Source organism: Halobacteriovorax sp. YZS-3-1 (assembly GCF_047084945.1).
In the GTDB taxonomy this organism is placed as follows: Bacteria; Bdellovibrionota; Bacteriovoracia; order Bacteriovoracales; family Bacteriovoracaceae; genus Halobacteriovorax_A; species Halobacteriovorax_A vibrionivorans.
The window spans coordinates 1,064,013-1,082,379 of the sequence record NZ_JBKIYI010000001.1 but is presented as its reverse complement, the minus strand read 5'-3'; the positions used below and the strand labels follow the sequence as shown (position 1 = coordinate 1,082,379).

At 36.9% G+C, this 18,367-nt stretch carries 13 protein-coding genes; 5 read left to right on the top strand and 8 right to left on the bottom strand.

All coding sequences use genetic code 11. The features are described from left to right. Nucleotides 1-3 precede the first annotated feature (3 nt). Complete coding sequence (locus ACMAZI_RS05215) at nucleotides 4-1,356, bottom strand: hypothetical protein (RefSeq protein ID WP_412473631.1); 1,353 nt, start codon at nucleotides 1,354-1,356, stop codon at nucleotides 4-6. Between the two features lie 224 nt (nucleotides 1,357-1,580). On the opposite strand from ACMAZI_RS05215, the gene ACMAZI_RS05210 reads away from it, so the two are divergent. Beyond that, the gene (locus tag ACMAZI_RS05210; protein ID WP_412473632.1) at nucleotides 1,581-5,519 is read left to right on the top strand and encodes a hypothetical protein; all 3,939 of its coding nucleotides are present in this window, start codon (nucleotides 1,581-1,583) and stop codon (nucleotides 5,517-5,519) included. Beyond that, nucleotides 5,503-6,018, top strand: coding sequence for an NYN domain-containing protein (locus tag ACMAZI_RS05205; protein WP_158536717.1), 516 nt, complete (start codon nucleotides 5,503-5,505; stop codon nucleotides 6,016-6,018). Before ACMAZI_RS05210 ends, ACMAZI_RS05205 begins: the two co-directional genes overlap by 17 nt. A 2-nt stretch (nucleotides 6,019-6,020) precedes the next feature. Here ACMAZI_RS05205 and ACMAZI_RS05200 read toward each other — a convergent pair whose 3' ends face one another. From ACMAZI_RS05200 to ACMAZI_RS05175, 6 genes are all read right to left on the bottom strand, one after another. Next, a complete protein-coding gene (locus ACMAZI_RS05200; RefSeq protein WP_334678189.1) occupies nucleotides 6,021-6,548 on the bottom strand; it encodes an NUDIX hydrolase in 528 nt (175 codons plus the stop codon). 1 nt (nucleotide 6,549) lies between these two features. Then, nucleotides 6,550-7,194, bottom strand: a complete 645-nt coding sequence (locus ACMAZI_RS05195; RefSeq protein ID WP_412473633.1) for a hypothetical protein — start codon at nucleotides 7,192-7,194, stop codon at nucleotides 6,550-6,552. A gap of 11 nt (nucleotides 7,195-7,205) precedes the next feature. Further along, a complete protein-coding gene (locus ACMAZI_RS05190) occupies nucleotides 7,206-7,934 on the bottom strand; it encodes a glycerophosphodiester phosphodiesterase family protein (RefSeq protein WP_114705263.1) in 729 nt (242 codons plus the stop codon). Further along, complete coding sequence (locus ACMAZI_RS05185) at nucleotides 7,934-9,604, bottom strand: hypothetical protein (protein WP_120405208.1); 1,671 nt, start codon at nucleotides 9,602-9,604, stop codon at nucleotides 7,934-7,936. The genes ACMAZI_RS05190 and ACMAZI_RS05185 overlap by 1 nt, the downstream gene beginning before the upstream one ends. An 8-nt stretch (nucleotides 9,605-9,612) precedes the next feature. After that, entirely contained in the window at nucleotides 9,613-11,043 is a 1,431-nt protein-coding gene (locus ACMAZI_RS05180) for an aldehyde dehydrogenase family protein (RefSeq protein WP_412473634.1), read from the bottom strand. A 66-nt stretch (nucleotides 11,044-11,109) separates the two neighbouring features. After that, nucleotides 11,110-11,349, bottom strand: coding sequence for a hypothetical protein (locus ACMAZI_RS05175; protein WP_120405210.1), 240 nt, complete (start codon nucleotides 11,347-11,349; stop codon nucleotides 11,110-11,112). Nucleotides 11,350-11,617: 268 nt separating this feature from the next. Between ACMAZI_RS05175 and ACMAZI_RS05170 the strand changes: the two genes are divergently transcribed. Together ACMAZI_RS05170 and ACMAZI_RS05165 are read left to right on the top strand one after the other, a co-directional pair. Then, nucleotides 11,618-13,609 carry a transketolase C-terminal domain-containing protein gene (locus ACMAZI_RS05170; protein WP_162929661.1) on the top strand — a complete coding sequence of 664 codons (1,992 nt, stop codon included), beginning with the start codon at nucleotides 11,618-11,620 and terminating at the stop codon, nucleotides 13,607-13,609. A gap of 127 nt (nucleotides 13,610-13,736) precedes the next feature. Continuing rightward, the gene (locus ACMAZI_RS05165; protein WP_412473635.1) at nucleotides 13,737-15,728 is read left to right on the top strand and encodes an alkyl/aryl-sulfatase; all 1,992 of its coding nucleotides are present in this window, start codon (nucleotides 13,737-13,739) and stop codon (nucleotides 15,726-15,728) included. A gap of 18 nt (nucleotides 15,729-15,746) precedes the next feature. On the opposite strand, the gene ACMAZI_RS05160 is transcribed toward ACMAZI_RS05165, so the two are convergent. After that, a complete protein-coding gene (locus ACMAZI_RS05160; protein WP_114705268.1) occupies nucleotides 15,747-17,639 on the bottom strand; it encodes an MFS transporter in 1,893 nt (630 codons plus the stop codon). Nucleotides 17,640-17,722: 83 nt separating this feature from the next. Here ACMAZI_RS05160 and grxB point away from each other — a divergent pair, with 83 nt between their 5' ends. Next, nucleotides 17,723-18,367, top strand: a complete 645-nt coding sequence (gene grxB, locus ACMAZI_RS05155) for a glutaredoxin 2 (RefSeq protein ID WP_334678185.1) — start codon at nucleotides 17,723-17,725, stop codon at nucleotides 18,365-18,367.

Genomic DNA, 18,367 nt, shown 5'->3' with positions numbered 1-18,367 from the left:
GAATTAAAAAGCAAAACGAAGTGATGAATAGATGGTGTCGTTAGCTCGATAAGCTGACCAATAAGAGTTCTTCTTTGGCGACTTAATAAGCTCGGCACCTAGATTCACACTTGCACTTCCTGCCCAGAAGGCATAAGTTGCTTCGGCCTTTAAAATGATATCTTCTCTTTCAAAGTCATATTTAAGATCACCCATTACATTAATGAAGTCAGTAAAGTAGTAACGTCCTCTCATCCCAAGAGCACTTGCCCACTTTGCTGTATCAGAGAAGAAGTCATCTGAACCACGCTGATTATTAGTCAGAAGATTAATATAGTTTAAAGAAAACATATAATAACCTTGATTCACATTAAATGAGATTGAGGCATAACTTTCTTTTTCATAGTTTGGCTCAATAACAAAATAGTCAGACTCAAATGTCTTATCTTCTTCACGACTAAAGTCTACAACTTTAAAGTCATTTCCAAATGTTGCCGTAGGATCATTCATATCAATTGAAGCAACCATCTGAACATCGCCTAGTTGTTGCTTATATTGAATTCCATAAAATAAATGGTGGTTTACAAGTGGAGATGCATCAACAGCAACACGATCATTATCTTGATCAAAGCGTGCCTCAGCATTCATCTGAAGACTATTTTGTGGCTTATAGATAAAGAAGGCCGAGATCTCTGCGTTTCTTTCCTCATTTGAACCAGATAACCTAAATCCAAGAGACTTATTTTTAACAACATCATTATAGATATTAGGCATATTAATACTGTAATAAATAGGAAGAAGATTTCCTTCTAGAACTGTATACTTTGGAGGAAGTCTTACCCACTCACTTCGACTCGTAATATTTCCATCTTCAACTTCAAGACTAGGATTTAATCCTGGAACAAAGAAGTAAGAGAAGAATACCGAGAAGTTAATATTCTTATTAAACTTGTGATCGTATTGAATCCCAACTAGTCCTTCTTTCTTTTCTGATAAGAGATAGAAGCCTTGATTTGGATTTAAGGTATTTAATAACCAATAGTCTTCGTTTTCATTCCATCTTAATAACTGGCGGCCTACACTGATACGATTCTCATCATCTTTAAACTCAACATAAGCTTCAGGAGCAGAGAAATTAAAAGCTGCCTCTTTACTTACATAGGCCCTAGCTGCAAATTCACCATATACTTTTGCATTCCACATCTTTGATTCATAATTCCCTTCAATTTGGGCCCAATCGTCATATTCAGACTTCTTGGCAGGATCATTTAAGCGTTGGAACTTCTCATACGAGATGCTTCCGTCTAGCTGCGCTAGCGTAGATAGGCTTGAAATTGACAAGCAAAGTAATGTAAATCTTTTGATGAAATTATTCATTAAAGATTATTAAATCAGAAAAGGTTCACAAATAGAAGAACTTAAAGCCAACCTAGTAGCCATTACCCTAGGTGTTAACAGTTTGGACACTTATCCGTCAGATTATGTGTACAAACTTAACGCACATTGCAAAAACATTACAAATTATACGGTTATTCCTTTTCATTTAACTAGAAATTTTCTAGAATTTTATCGTGAACAACATGAACAAGTACATTAACACATTGAAATTACGTAATTTCTTTGCTTTTCTAGCAATTTCTTTACTCATTTCCTCATGTGGATTTATTAATGATGACCCAGTCGACGGAGCAGATATCGCTGAGTACGACGGGATTTCAGCTAGTTGTAAAATCGACACCGATAGAATTAAGAAAATATTTGAAGTTAATATTGAAAAAGAGCTTAATTGTGTCCAAGACACCTTAAATAAGTTCAAATATGTTGAAAGTCGTGACAAGCGCTTCTTCTTTAGAGAAGACATCGTACGCTTTGCTAGAAAGTATATGAACAACCCTCCTGGCTCTGCTGACGATATTATCGAAGGGCTTGATCTACTCTTTAAATTAAACTCTCTACTTCAAAGAGATATCCCAGGACAAATGTCTCGTTCAAAAATTGATTCATTCTTTGCTATCTTAAAAGAGATTAATCGCTCTGGTGTAAAGATTGTTGATACAGTTAAAGAGATGCAAAAAGTTGAGACTTTAAAAAAGTACGAAAAACTTTCTGCTCAAATGAGACAACAATCAAATGTTCTTGCAGATAATATCAATGTAATTCTAAGAGATATTCCAGGTCCTGCACAGGCCATCGATATTCAGGATCTAATTTTAGATATCACGAAAGACCTAAAAGACTTTAAACTTGGTAAAGAAGTTATCAACTCTCTTCTATTCGCTAAGAAGCTATTTCTTGGTGGATCGAGAATCTATATTGACTCTGATGAATTCGCCCAATTATTTACTTTTCTACCAGTATTCTTAGAGAATATTGCAGATATCTTCTTCCTAAAGAAAGAATACTATAAGGATGGTTCAGCCTACTTTAATGAGCTTGCAAATAATATTGAAGAATTAAAACTCTATGTTTACGAGCACCAGAAAGAAGAGAATATCATCACTATTGATGATATCAATAATATCATCGACGAGTTCTTTACTTCAGATGATATCATCTCAAAAATTCTGGGAACAAATGAAGAGACAAATAGAAAACTAAAAGCATTACTACGTTACGCGAAACGAGATCTAATCAGAGGTAATCCAGAAGTATTCTCATACTCTGATGTAGAACTTGCCCTTAGCTTAATTAATGTGGGGATTCGCTCATTTGAGTCGATAAATATATTAACTGACTTAGTTAAAGAAATCGAAGATAAAGACTTTGATCGCAAGGTTGTAATCAAAAAAGAATTTCGTGCAGAAATTGGAAAGCTTAGTACTAATGCTAAGAAGCTTTTAAATGAAGACATTACAATTCCTCGTGATCATCAAATGAATATTCTGCAATTTGCAGATGATATTATTGAGTTATACGAATTAGATATTAGAGATGATTTTACAAACTCTCTTCTTGCTCTAAAAGTACTAACAACAGGTGGAACAAGAGAAGTTTTACAACTACCAGAACTCTTAACGATTCTAAGTAAGACAGATCCACTTGCTGCCCTATTCTTTGATCTGATGTATCTTTCTAAGGACTATATTGAAAAAACATCTTTAGAAAAGAATAACTTCTTCTTAGCTCAAGTTCGCTCAGTTCAGGATCTTTTACTTGATGAACTAGATAGCGACAATGTTATTACAGTAACTGATATTAATAATATTATTGAACAATTCTTTAAAAAGCCTGAAGACTTAGAAAAAGGAATCGCTCTTAAGAACCTTGTTGGAAACTACAAAGATAATATCTTACGTCTTCCACCAAGTGTTGAGCACCTTTCTTTTAAAGAGCTTAAGTCGACAGTAAATGTTGTGGCCATTGTCTATCGCTACTTAGCATTCCTAGACTTTCATATTGAGAATGTTGAAATCTTTAAAAAGATGAAAGATGGAGAGGAGACGACAAGAAGTCTTGTTTCAAAAAAAGACTATGTAAATCGATTCCTTTCAATTAAGGCAGAGCTATCAAATTACCTACTTAATAAAGACTTTGTTAATCAAGATGGTTTAATCAAGTCACTTATTTTACGCCTAGACGAATCTCAGGCCCTGTTCAAGAAAGAATTTAATACAGCACTCTACTCTCAAGCAATGTCTTTAAAAGGGCTTGTACTTGGTGGTAATAACTTAATCATCAATAGAGACGACTTATATCACTTAACTGAAATGTCAGAAGGCCTAGCGGAAGTATTATATGATGCTTTCTTTACAGACTTCTCTATTGAGTCCGATTCAGTTCAAAATACGGCAACTGCTCTAAAGTTAATCCGTAAGGTGAAGTCAATCCTTCACCCTGTAACTGAAAAGAGAGACTTCTTCTCAGCAAAGGATATTCTAAGTTTTGCAAATGAAGTCCTACTAGAAATTAATCGTCGAAAAGATAAGCCTAAAGATGAGGCCGATCTTATCAATATGAATAACTTTAAGAGAACTCTAATTGAGTTCACTCAAAGAGTTTTTGATCCAGTTCCTCGATCAGAGTTAATGTATCCAATTCCATGTAAACCAAACCCTGCATATGATCCAGATAAGCAAGGTAGTTCAAAATGGATTTGTTCTGAACTTGATCCTCCGGGAAGTGAAAACTTTGATCTCATGATCTCAAGTGATGCTATAGATCGTATTTTTGAAATCATCGATGGAGCAATTGAAGCACAACTATTCTCTGATGCGACGTTTAGATTCTTCAGTGATCGTATGCAATCTCCTGACCCAGTTTATATTGATCAGAGAGAGTTCCCAACGGAATTAGAAGTACCTGAGTACAAATTAATTACGAAAAAGTCATACGTTATCCTGACAGAGGAATTTGCAAAGGTAGCAAGGGACTTCCGTTACTTTAGAAATAAAGATGGCTTCCCTACTTATCAAGCGCAAATCGTAAGAAATAAGACAGGTTTTAACTCAATCATGCTCTTTAGGAATGTCCTTCCTTACGTACTTGAAGGGTACGCTGTTGAAGGAGACACGACTAACCCAAGAGTATCGAAAGGCCTAAGAGATAACCAACTCAATAACGCTCTAGTTGGTTTAAAGGCAGCTCTTGAAGAAATGGGACTTTGGACTGATGACTTTAAGACATTTGGTGAAAATATTCTACTTCTATCAGATCTCTTCCAGGCAACTTCTGGTGGTGACCTTTATATCAACCTTGATGAAGTAAGTGAGTTTATTGAACTAATCTTTACAGCAGCAAAGATGACTTCTCTACTTGAGGATAATCTCTACGCTGAAAATGAGTGTTCACATCGTATTGATGAGAACGGGTTCAAAGTTATGGAGTCAAAGTGTATTCGTACGAAATTCTTTGATAAACTATTTGGAGAGAATGAAGAGAACCTTTCAAAATATTTCCCACGTCTAAAGGAATACGTGGATGCAAATAGTAGAGAGCACATCGTTCAATTTATTGAAGGTGTCGAAGTATTCTCAAGAAGTGTAGAAGATATCGATAAGGTATGGTGGAGAACAAAGGACTTCACACTAGTTATCGGTGCAATGTTAAATATCGAATCAACTTATATTAGATTTGATAAAAATGCTGATAATAAGCTCGACCAAGGAGATCTTGATCGTGGTTATGAACAAGCATACAAGAATGCAATTATTAGTATTGCGAAACTTAAAGGAAAATTAAAAACCTTTGGACGTACAGCATTCTTTTATCTACTAAAATACCATAAAGACCCAGGTGCTATTAATGTTGCTTGGACTCATATTTGGTTTAAGAAGTATTTCAAAAAATTCAAGGCCAAAAGGCTTGATATTAGTGAGCTACTGAAATTCCTTGTAGATAAGAGAAAACCTGAAGATCCTTCAATTATGTTTAAAGAAGAGCTAGCAGCTTGTGCGCTCGGAAGAACAGATGTTGATGAGGACGAACTCAATGAGATCTTTAAAGGGATGTCGACTGATATGCTCGTAGAGCAAATCAGACAATGCCATGCTGACTATGTCCAATCAGACGAAAGCGAAGCATTTTATGGAAATTTTTATTAATCAAACTGTTGCTATCTTAATCGACGGTAACAATATTGAAAGAAGCATTCACAGTGTCACAAATAACCAAAATACAATGGTTAACTTCGACACTCTTATCCCAAAGTTACTAGATAACCGCGGTCTTAATCGCCTAATCTATTTTAGAGAAGGTAAGAATATCTCATCAAAGCTGACAGAGAGACTACATAACCACTACTACGGTTCAGTTATTCCTTGTCACAAAAGTGCAGATATCCCACTTACAATTAAAGCAACTCAACTTGCCTCAAAAGTCGATACAATCATCATATTATCTGGTGACTCTGACTATATAGAGCTAGTTCGCCACCTTAGATCTGAAGGTGTGCGTGTTGAGATTGCCTCAATTCCTGAAACAACATCTGGCCTTCTTGTTGAAGAGGCCGATTACTATCATGAAATCGATGAAAGTGATTGGTTTGAGTTACCTGGACAAAGTCGTCCAAATAGAAATAACAAGAGAAAGCATAAGAAATAGAACTATTTTAAGAGGTACCTGCTAATACATAGCTCACTTAGTGAGTGATCCATGTTTTTAAGGACCTCTTTTAGCTCTGAGACTGGTTTAATCACTAATTCAATATCTTCATCAGGGTCAAAGTTTTGCTCTCCATCAGGGCGGCAATTCTTGGCCAAGAAGAAATGAGCACTATTTGTCATAAAAGCAGGGTTGACGCTAACACGGCCAAGACTCTCCCACTCGTCACTAATATAGCCAGTTTCTTCCTCGAGCTCCCTTTTAGCTGCAACAAGAGGATCTTCACCTCGATTGATAGCGCCGGCCGGAGTCTCAATAGTGATCTCATCCATGCCAAAACGATATTGCTCAACAAGAACGATCTTATTATCTTCAGTGATGGCCACCACATTCACCCAGTCAGCAAGGCGAATAATATCATATGGGCCACAAGCGATGGGCTTTGTCGGATGGTGAGCATCAATTGTCTCGTAAAGAAAAATATTTCCACGATGCTCTTGCTTACGTGATTTTATAATCCATTTTTCCAAACTAGAACTCCATAAGAAGAGCAGCATCGTCTTGTTTTGTGCTCTCTAGTATTTTTTCGTTAGTACGATCTCTAAGTTCAAGGTATTTAATAAAAGCTTCTTTACCGATTTTTCTCAAAAGAAGCTCGTCATATTTCTTTTGGATTTCACGATCAAAGGCCATCTCTTCTTCTGTAGGATTATAAGTATAGTTTTCTCCATACTTCGCCTCAAGCTGATCATGCATATCTTCAAAAGCAGCAATCTTGTCGCTAAAAAGTCCTTCTCTCATATTTAGATAATCTTTGTATTCACGTTCCGTTAACTGAAGCTCATTTAGGAAAAGATCCTTCACGTCACTTAGCCATTGCTCTTCAAGACGATCAAATTCCTCTTCTTTTTCTTCCAGTCTTTTATCAAGCTCTTCATCCGATTGGATTAGAAGCCCTTCTCGAGAGGAACTCACTTCATCTTCCACATCCTCAACTTTTACCGGATCAGAATCTTCATTATCTAATTTTGGTGCGGCACGGTCCTCAAACTCAACGACCATGACTTCACTTTCCTTAACACCAGCAGTGTCACTTCCTGTATTAAGTTTTTGAAATAATAGATAGGCCGTAGCGATAATAGCGACGACAATAACAAATGATGCGAACTTCTTCATAAACGACTCAATTAAGGTTTAATATTCTCAAATATTATATTAGCACCTAATCGCTTTGCTGTCCGCATTTGTTCTTTTGTTCTGACAGTCCAAAAGACCAGATGGTTAAAAGTGAAACGTTTGATAATTTGCAGCTGGATTTTTGAATAAGTATCAATATCTAGACCGATGTAATTTGGCCTAATAACTGGAATAAAAGTCATATTGGCCAAGATTCTCTGTTTTAGACGACTAAGCTTTGTATCACTAAAATCTCTTGTAACTAAAAGCCCCAGCGTTAAACTTGGGTAATGCTTGCGAAGCCATTTTAATGTCATTGGATTAAATGACTGAATTGCATAATCTCCATCATAGTTATGAAGCAACTTCATAACCTCAGCTTCTAAGACACCATCGTGGTCGATGACTTTAATTTCGATAACAAGAGGAACCTTTCCTTGAACAAGATCGAGGACTTCTTTTAAGGTTGGTATTTCCTCATCTCCCTTTGCCAAGCGAAGTTCTTTTAAGCTCTTTAGGGTATATTGAGATACCTTTCCATTGCTGCCAGTCATTCGCGTCAGGGTCTCGTCATGAAAGACCATAACATGCCCATCACTTGATAAGTGAACATCAAGCTCAATAGCATAGCCGTGGTTAACCGCTTCTTGAAAAGCGGCCAGAGAGTTCTCTGGGCATTCCGGGCATTCGTGGCAGTGAAGCCCTCTGTGAGCAATATAAGTATCGAGATAAAATTCCATTATAATGTCTTTAAAAATACTCTTAAATCGGCCTTCTGCTCTTGAGTTAATAATTCATTCCCATCGCGATCAGTGAAGATACGATAGTAATGTCCAGAATTAGAAAGACCAGGTCTAGAAGTATCAAAGAAAGCTTCTGGAATACGTCTTTCATCAGGAATATCCATTCCAACAGGAAAACCATTACACTCAAAATTGAAGTCTAAGATGGGATCATCAGATGGTATCTGGTAAAACGTTTTCACTCTTTGATCAGGAGGAGTCATTAACTCACATAGATTTGGAATCGAATTATTGTGTAAATATGGATAACGTGACCAAATCCCATCAAGCGGTGGTGGTACATATCCAACTTGTGGTTCAACGACTGTTTTCATCCACTTAGAAATTTTTAATTCATTTAAGTCATCAGCAAAATACTTCATTCCTTCGTAACGAAGTGGATCTGTTCCAACATCCTTTACAGGAGTTTCTTCATGATAAATAACCTTGCGAGTTTTGATCTGCTCACTCTTAGACATTAGACCTGAAAATGGTAGAGACCAATTTTTCTGATATTCACCGTGACACTTTTGACAACGATCCTTATAGACGTCCTCACCTCTTTTTGCCGCTTTAATATCGATGCGAGAAATATCGAAGAAGTCATCAATACGTGGTGGCTTTGTTGCAAAAGCAGCTGCCGTTAATTCACGAATAATATCAGGATTATCCTGCATCCATTTCTCTAACTCTCTTAAGTCAGTTCCACGACCTAATTCATTCCACAAGAAATTAGTAAAGATTGGATTTCCAGAAACGATAGAACCGTCAGATAACCAACGAGTCTTATATTTTAGGTTCCACCAAACAGCAGGCTTTGAATCAGCAACAGTTGTCTCTAGTGGATTAAAACGTGGAAAGATTTGAGTTAGTTTTGATTTTGTCGCATACTCATCTGTCTTACGACGAGCAAGAGATAAGGCAACTTGAGGAAGTGAAGTATCAAGCCCTAATACCATTGGAGAAGTTGCACCAACAGCACCAATATTCTTACGAGAGCGACGAAGCATTTCAACTTCACCATCAGTTGCATGAGTTACTTTTTGAAACATTTTTGATGGAATTAAAGGAAGAAGCTTTCTTGCCTTAACAAATAATTCGTTGGCCTTAACGGCCTTATTTGTTAGCCCCATTACACTTGTTCCAAATAGGCTTGCAGAGTGGCAAGTAGCACAACTAAAAGTAAGTCCTTTCCCCCACTTTGTATCCACAATACTTGCACCCATATAGTAATCAGGTCTCTCTCCATCTGGATATGGGATACGATAAATGCCAGTTGCATTCTCATCATTATATGGATTTAGTCCTAACCATTGATAAAATGATTCAACACTATCTACTCCAAACTTCTTTTCACCAAGAGTTGTTAGAACAAAGTTTACAAATTTCTCATCTTTTAATTCAAAGAAATTCTCAAAAGCATCATATGGTATATAAAGACCTGTAACATCAACAGGCCATTTAAGAGCATGCTTAATACCGTGCTCTTTTATTTCTTCTAATTCTTCATTTGAAAGTTTATATAGGTTTTCTCTATTTTCGCCTTTTTCTAATCGAACATCTCTTCCCCAGTCTGGAGCGTATGCAAAACTACTGAAACATAATACGAATAATAAAAGTGCTTTCATTCTTTCCCCTAAAATAAGATTAGTTTTTTACGAGTGTAATCTTCCATTGCATAAGCTATTCCCTCGCGACCAAGACCAGAGTCTTTAATTCCACCATATGGCATTGCATCCATACGAAATCCTGGAATATTATTGAAGATTAATCCTCCAACCTTAATTTTTCGACTTGCCTCTTTCATATTTACTAAGCTGTTTGTGAAAACACCAGCTTGTAGGCCATATTTTGAATCATTTACAAGTTCAATTGCCTCAGAAAATGAGTCATAAGGCTCTAGAATCACGACAGGACCAAAGATTTCCTCGCTTACCACCTTCATATCAGGGTCAGTATTCGTTAAAACCGTTGGTGCATAGATATTATGCTCTTCATCGATAACATGGCCACCGCATAGAAGATCGGCCCCTTTATTGATAGCTTCTTGTACCCAGCTATGGATGCGCTCAAGTGCTGCGGCATTAATAACAGGCCCATTTGTGATGAGCTTATCACTAGGATCTCCTGAAGCAACCATCTCAACTTCTTCCAAGAATGCTGAAACAAAGTTCTCGTAAATCTCACTTGCAATATAAACTCTTTGAGTAGATATACAAATTTGGCCAGCATATAAGAATGCACCATTAACAATTTTGGGAATGACTTCATCAAGTTCATCCACATCATTAACGATTACGGCCGCATTGCCACCAAGTTCAAGAAGACACTTCTTCTTTCCACAATTTGCTTTTAATTCCCAACCAACTTTCGCACTTCCTGTAAAAGAGAAAACATTAATTCGATCATCTTCTAAGAATAATTGTGCTACATCATTTTCACAGACAACGACATTTAAAATACCTTTTGGAAAACCAACTGTTGAAAGGAGCTTGGCAAAAGCTAAAAGAGTAATTGGTGTTGACGGTGAAGGTTTAACGATAACACTGCAACCAACAGCTAGAGCTGGGGCAATTTTATGAAGAGCTAAATTTAGTGGAAAATTAAATGGTGAAACACCAAAGACAATTCCTTCTGGCTCATGTTGAATCATGGCCATCTTATCTGCGCCGGGTCCATAACTTAGATCAGGTGTCTCACTAGAATGATGACGTGCTTTTTCAGCAGCTAGTTTTATTGTTTCTAAGCAGCGGCTAATTTCAGCTTGTGCATATTTAATTGGCTTACCTGCTTCTCTACAAATTAATTCAGCAAAGTATTCGGCTTCATCCTCTAGAGCATCTCTTAATTTAAAAAGAAGATTACTTCTTTGTGCACTATCGAATTCTTGATAATTTTTAAAAGCTTTTTTAGACGAATTAACGACATGATCAAATTGCTCATGAGATAATAAGCCGATCTCCCCTAACATTTCCTGAGTGTACTTATCTTTAACGTGTAGAGAGTCATCTGCGGACAAGAACTCGTTTGCCACAAATGAAGAATGAAATTGTGAGTATTCGCGCATAAAAAAACCACCTTGTCTAAGGTGGTATTCTATCTAGATAAAATTTGATGGGTCAAATAATAAAATCTAAAAATCAAATTCACTACCAGCATGCTGGTTGCTTAATTCAAAATTAAATGAGGGGTTTTCGCGTAAGAATGATTTTTCACCACCAATAAAAAGTTTGATGGAACATAAGTAACATAATTTAACCTTTATCTCTCTTCCGTTAAATGCAGAAAAGATTTTGGCCTTAACTAGCTTACTACGCTGCGGTCCGTTTGCGAGAGACCAATTTCTTCCAGCGGCTGAACATGCATCACACATCTCTTGAATCCTCTTCTCTTAAAGTTAATTTCCATATTAATTATTGATATCTGTCTCCATATATTTTATCGTCATTTCAGAATAAAACTTAAAAAATTTATGTTAGCTATAATTCCAAACACTTAGCGCTGACACTCTGGGCCAATTGTGCCAAAGAAAACTGTCAAAAGCCTTTGACACTGGCCGTCCTAAATAATGACTGGCCAGAAAAATTTCTCTCATGATACCTTTTATAAGTTATTGAAAATCAATGAATTCGGAGACATTAATGACGACTAAGATCAGGCCATTAAACGTTAAAAACAAATTAGCAACAGCACCAACAAAACAACCAATCTATGCAACAACAATCAAAGACCAAAACGGAAAAGAGATTACATTAGCTGATCCAAGAGCAACTCGTGCCCTTGTAGCATTAATGAATCAACATGCTGTTATTGGCGGAGCCGCTTGTCACTGGGGTGGACCAGCAGCATTTGCAGAAATGATGAGTGCCCTTCACTCAATCATGTTCTCAAGTGGAACAAATTGGTTTGAAAATTATAATTTCGTAAACGATGCAGGACATGCTGAAAACGGAATCTATGCTTTAAGAGCAAATCTAGGATTTGATGGATTAAACTTTGAGAGCCTAAGAGGATTTCGTTCAATAAACTCTAAACTAACTGGACACGGTGAAGCTCACCTAAACCCAGAAGGTGTTTTCATTTCTAATGGGCCACTTGGTTCAGGACTTCCTCAAGCACAAGGGCTTGCTCTTGCAGATAAGGCCATTGGTAATGATCGTGCAACAATCTGTGTAATTTCAGATGGTGGATGCATGGAAGGAGAGGCCCGTGAAGCAATGGCAGCAATTCCAGGCCTTGCACAGAAAGGAAAAATGAATCCATTTCTAATGATTATTAGTGATAATGATACAAAGCTTGGTGGAAGAATTACAGAAGACAGCTATGATATGAAAGGTAGCTTCCTTTCACTACAAGAACAAGGCTGGGATCTAGTGCGTGTTGAAGAAGGACACGATCTAGAAAGAGTTTATCAAGCAATTGAAGAAAATATTGCAAAAGCTAAATCAAATGATGCCAAGCCTGTTGCCCTCGTTATTAAAACAATTAAAGGTTACGGTGTTAAATCTACACAAGAAGCAAAGTCAGGTGGTCACGGCTACCCTCTTGGCGCATACGATGAAAAGCTTCCTGCTTTCCTAGAAGAGATTTATAGCGGAGATAAGTGTCCTGAAGAATTTATGAATTGGGCAAATGAAATCTTATCTTCTAAGCCAGAAGCGAAGTCTTCTTCTAATTCAACACCTGTTGATAAAGTTCAACCAGGTCTAGCTAATGCAATGATTAAAGCGACAAAAGAAGGACTACCAGTCTTTTCAGTAACAGCTGACCTTGCAGGCTCTACTGGAGTTGCAGCATTTCAAAAAGAATTTCCAGCAAACTACGTTGATGTAGGTATTGCTGAATCAAATATGGTTTCAACAGCAGTTGGAATGGCAAAACAAGGATTTATTCCTGTTGTTGATACATTTGCACAATTTGGTGTAACAAAAGGAAACCTTCCTTTAATTATGTCTCAACTTTCTCAAGGTGCAGTAATCTGTCTCTTCTCACACACAGGTTTTCAAGATGCTGCTGACGGTGCATCTCACCAAGCAACAACTTATTTCTCAGCTGTAGCAGGTATTCCAAATACAAGCGTTGTTGCCCTTTCATCAAGAGATGAAGCTGAAAGTCTAATGTATCAAGCGATTAAGAACTATGAAAGTGCCGTTGAAAAAGGTGAAACACCAGAAACAACAGTATTCTTCTTTGGACGTGAAAAGCATCCAGTTTCATACACTGAAGGTTCAGACTACACTTGGGGTAAAGCTCAAGTTCTTCGCCAAGGTAAAGATGGAATTATTGTTACCCATGGCCCTCTTGTTCAAGGTGCCCTCGATGCAGCAGAAGAATTATCAGCTAAAGGAAAAGATGTAACAGTTATCAATAACCCATTCATTAATAAAATTGATCTAGAAACATTCAAGGACCAACTAGCTAAGAATGGTAACAAAATGGTAACAGTAGAAGATCATCAACTGACAGCGGGAGCTGGAGCAATGTTATGCCACGCTCTTAAGCAAGAAGGACTTGAGTTTGAAATCAAGTCTCTTGGTAACGATGGCCACTTTGGTCAGTCTTCTTATACGGCCAAAGAGCTTTATGCAAAGTTTGGTTTTGATAAAGAAGCAATTATCAATCAATTCTCATAATCATCTACATTTGAAGGCTTCAGTAATGAAGCCTTCTCTTTTTCTTTACCTTATTTAACCTTCCTTCTTATCATAAAACGATTCTTCCCAACCGATTATTCTCCTATGAAAAGTTAAAGGAGAATCTATGCAAAAAAGAATTTTAATTTCAACCTTACTTCTTACACTCGTAATAATAGGTTGCTCAAGAGGTGGATCTTACACATTTAATAAAGAATCCAAGTCAGCATCAAATTATACGAAAGAAGCTAATCAAAGACTTTATTCGGAGCTAGACTTTAGTGACAAATCAGACTTTGATAATGCTAATAAGGGTTTTATAGCAACTATTGAAACCCCCATTATGTCTAAAGATGGAACAAAGGTAGTGTATGAGCCTAAAAAATTCTCCCATCTAACAAAAGGCGACGCCCCTGAAACAGTAAACCCAAGTCTTTGGAGACAATCACAACTTAATTCAATCAATGGCCTATTTAAAGTTAATGAATACATTTACCAAGTTCGAGGAATTGATCTTGCAAACGTATCTTTTGTTAAAGGAAGAAAGGGCTGGATTGTCATTGACCCTCTTACTGCAACAGAGACATCAAGAGCAGCACTTGAGCTCATTAATAAACACGTTGAAAGAAGACCTGTTACGGCCGTTATATTCACACATTCTCATCTTGATCACTTTGGAGGAGTCTATGGTGTGGCCAATAAGAAAGATCTTAACAGTGGAAAAGTAAAAGTATATGCGCCTGTTGGCTTTACTCATGAGTCTGTTAGCGAAAATGTCATTGCTGGAGCGGCCATGAGTAGAAGAGCTGAATACATGTATGCCAGAACACTAGACTTTAATATTCAAGGACCCATAGGAACAGGTCTAGGAAATTTTGTTGCAAACGGTGAATACGCAATAGCTAAACCGACAAAGGTAATTGATAAAGATATGAGATTAGTTGTGGATGGAGTTCCTATTGAATTTATCTACACTCCAGGAGCAGAAGCACCAACAGAGATGATGGCCTACTTCCCAAGAAGTAATGCGCTTTGTGGTGCAGAAATAATCACTCATACAATGCATAATATTCAAACATTAAGAGGCGCACAAGTACGTGATAGTTTAGCGTGGTCAAAACATATTCAACATGCGCTTGAAAAATATGGAAATGCTGACGTTCTCTTTAGCTCACATCATTGGCCAACATTTGGTAATGAGAATGTCGTCTCTTTTATGTCAACTCAAAGAGATTTATATAAATTTATTCACGATCAAACTGTAAATCGACTTAATCAAGGAATGACTGGAACAGAGCTTGCCGATAGTATTAAATTAAATCCTAACATCGCAAAAGAATTTGGAAATCGTGGCTACTACGGAAGCTTAAGCCATAATACAAGAGCTGTTTATGATAAGTACTTAGGCTTCTTTAATGGTAACCCGGCTGAATTAAATCCCCTTCCACAAGTTGAATCAGCAAAGAAAACAATTGCCTATATGGGTGGGGATGCAAAAGTACTAGACTTAGCGGTACGAGACTTTAAAAAAGGTGAATATCGATATGTAGCAGAAGTACTAAATAAACTTGTGTATGCACAGCCTGAGAATGTTAAAGCAAAACAACTCTTAGCAGATACATATGAACAGCTTGCCTATCAGGCGGAGAATGCCACGTGGAGAAACTTTTATGCACAAGGAGCATATGAATTAAGAAATGGCGTTGGAGCTCCTGCTTCGGCCACAGCCTCACCTGCTATTTTAGCTGAAATGGATACGGAATTACTTCTTGATTACTTGGCCGTTCGAGTAAATAGCGAGAAAGCTAAGAATAAAGATATTTCAATCGAATTAAATGTAACAGACAAGAAACAGCGATACTATATTTCCCTTAGAAATAGTGTCTTAACATATTCAAGCAAAGCACCTAGTAAAAAACAGAGAGAGCTTGCTTCTAGTAGTGATAATAAGATTGAAATTAAACATGCTCAACTTGTTGAACTAGCAATGGGTGCAGCTACATTTAAGCAATTAAATAAGAGAGATGACGTATCTTTTAATGGAGATCAAAACGCTTTAAATGAATTAAGTAGTAGTTTAGATATATTCCCTAAAACATTTAATATCGTTACACCATAAAAATAAAAAAAGCCTCTGTTATGATGACAGAGGCTTTACATATTCACTTACCATTTTATCTTCTAAGTCTTTATAGCAGAACTCATCAGGGCCAATTGGCGAAAGAACAATTACTCTCACCTTTCGGCGTTTAAGTAAATTCCATCTGATTCCTTTAAAAACACCTTTACCAGAAAAAGAATAAAAGCTTCCCCATAGACCTTTTATAACAATTGGAACAACCGTAGCATTAGTTTGTTCAACAACTTTCTTAATACCTGGCTGATAACGACGAGGTTTACCATCGCGAGTAATCCATCCCTCAGGAAAGAAGCCAACACAGCGCTCTTCTTGAAGAGTCTTATCGAGCTTAGAATACGCCTTATCTAATAGCTCAGGGTTTTCTTTACGTGTTGCAATTGGAATAAGATGACCTTGCATAAAGAATTGCTTTAGTCCCGGTATGAAATAATATCTGTGATCAATTACCCAACGTATAGGCCTAGGAGAAAGACTCATAACCACTCCCCAATCGACGAATGATGTATGGTTTGCAGCAATGACGACTTTACCATCTTTAGGGATATTTTCTTCACCTTCAACTTCGATGTCATATAAAACATTTGTTAACATATGAAAGAAGAAGCGCCACATCTCTTCATGAAAGAAGTAATATGTAATGGCCGCATAGATGAGATTAACACCACCAAGGATAGCAAGATTATCAAGAGCTGTTGCTCCTGATTTCTTCAGTAAAATAATTGATACAGCTGCTACAACCATAAAGATAGCATTCCATATATTATTGGCCGCAATCGTTCTTGCTAAGCGCTCAAGAGGAGCACTATGTTGCATGAATGTTAGTTGAGAAATATAGAAGTTTCCGCCAAAGATCGTAATTAAAAGCAAATCGATTATTGCTCTAATGGCCATTGGCTGCGTAAAGAATTCAGCAGGCGGCATTAATGCGCCAGTGACTGACATTGGCCACTGAGTAGAAATATAATAAAGGTCAAATACAGCTAGTGACATACCAAAGGCTGCGATTGGAACCATTCCAACCTCAATTCTCTTACCAGATAACTTTGAGCATATCCATGAGCCAAGTCCCATCCCGACTGTAAAAGTTGCCATAAAAATAGAAGCAACCATCTCACTACCAAAGAAAACATTTTTAATGATAGCTGGCATTACTGATAGAACGAATGAACCTAAGAACCAAAACCATGAAACTCCCATCATGGCCCTAAAAGAATTCTTATCTTTCATCGAGTCGGCCAGGAGCTTAAAAGTTGGCTTAATAAACGTATAATCGATTTTTACATCTTCATTAATATCATTAATTTTATTTTGAAATCTTGCTGTAATAATCCCCAAGATTGCAAATCCTAGGATTGCTAAAGAAGCGACATTTGTAGCATCAGGAGCGGCAGCTGCAAGTCCTCCAATAATTGTACCGATAAGAATCGCAATAAATGTACCACCACCAATAAGGGCAGTTCCAGTTGTTAATTCATCGTCTTTTAATATTGTTCGAAGAGAAGAGAATTTAACGGGAGAAAAGAATGATGATTGAGCACCCATTAAAAAGAGAGTCAACATCAACAGGCCATAACTTTCTGTTATAAAACCAATTGATCCCACAACCATAAATGCTAATTCAGTAAACTTAGTTACTTTAATAACTTGTGCTTTATCGTAATGGTCAGAGATCTGACCTGATGTTGCAGAAAATAAAACATATGGAAGAATAAATGCACCACCAGCAAAAGCAACTAATGACTCGGCACCTAAACCAAATAACGAAACATTCTTATATGTAATTAAAATAATTAACGCATTCTTAAATACATTATCGTTTGCGGCCCCCAGGAACATCGTCCAGAACAAGGGCCAAAACTTTCTCTCTTTATATAGCATTGCTAATGACATGGATTTTTCCTTAAATAATTCTTAACAATATTGTACTATTATTTACTGATACGGCATGACGCAAATACCCGAAAGGAATAAATATGAAATTATATCATTACATCCATTGTCCATTCTGTGTAAGAGTACGTATGGCACTCGGATTCTTCGATCTAGACTATGAGTCGGTGGTTTTAGACTACAATGATGAAGAGACACCACTTAAGCTTACAAATAAAAAGATGCTACCAATAATGGAAATTGATGGCGAAATAATGAACGAATCCTTAGACATAATTAAGGCTTTAGCGCAAAAAAGTGAAAAAGATCTTCATTTAGACAAATTGGATACTGAAAGTTATGAGCAACTTGAGCAATATCTCGATGCGCTTGGAAAAGATGTTCACAACCTCTGCATGCCATATTGGGCGTGGTCAAAAGAGTTCACTCCAGAAGCTCGCGAGTACTTTATAAATAAGAAATCAGCTAAGCGTGGACCTTTTAATACACTTGCTCAAAACAAGCAGCTCTTTCTAAAAGGTTTAGAATTAAACCTCGGACAACTTCCAAGTAAGTTATTACCATTTTATGAAAGTGATAAATTTACCATTCTAGATATTCTACTGGCTTCGCATATCTGGGGAATGTATATCTTTCCAGAATATCAATTTCCTCCGCAGATCCATATTTATCTACAAAAGGTAAAGGAGCTAACAAGCTTCAACTATCACGAAGACTTTTGGAAATAG

Coding starts and splice junctions, on each gene's coding strand:
- ACMAZI_RS05215 (WP_412473631.1), bottom strand. CDS start 1,356: ATGAATAATTTCATCAAAAGATTTACATTACTTTGCTTGTCAATTTCA.
- ACMAZI_RS05205 (WP_158536717.1), top strand. CDS start 5,503: ATGGAAATTTTTATTAATCAAACTGTTGCTATCTTAATCGACGGTAAC.
- ACMAZI_RS05195 (WP_412473633.1), bottom strand. CDS start 7,194: ATGAAGAAGTTCGCATCATTTGTTATTGTCGTCGCTATTATCGCTACG.
- ACMAZI_RS05190 (WP_114705263.1), bottom strand. CDS start 7,934: ATGGAATTTTATCTCGATACTTATATTGCTCACAGAGGGCTTCACTGC.
- ACMAZI_RS05185 (WP_120405208.1), bottom strand. CDS start 9,604: ATGAAAGCACTTTTATTATTCGTATTATGTTTCAGTAGTTTTGCATAC.
- ACMAZI_RS05180 (WP_412473634.1), bottom strand. CDS start 11,043: ATGCGCGAATACTCACAATTTCATTCTTCATTTGTGGCAAACGAGTTC.
- ACMAZI_RS05175 (WP_120405210.1), bottom strand. CDS start 11,349: ATGTGTGATGCATGTTCAGCCGCTGGAAGAAATTGGTCTCTCGCAAAC.
- ACMAZI_RS05170 (WP_162929661.1), top strand. CDS start 11,618: ATGACGACTAAGATCAGGCCATTAAACGTTAAAAACAAATTAGCAACA.
- ACMAZI_RS05165 (WP_412473635.1), top strand. CDS start 13,737: ATGCAAAAAAGAATTTTAATTTCAACCTTACTTCTTACACTCGTAATA.
- ACMAZI_RS05160 (WP_114705268.1), bottom strand. CDS start 17,639: ATGTCATTAGCAATGCTATATAAAGAGAGAAAGTTTTGGCCCTTGTTC.
- grxB (WP_334678185.1), top strand. CDS start 17,723: ATGAAATTATATCATTACATCCATTGTCCATTCTGTGTAAGAGTACGT.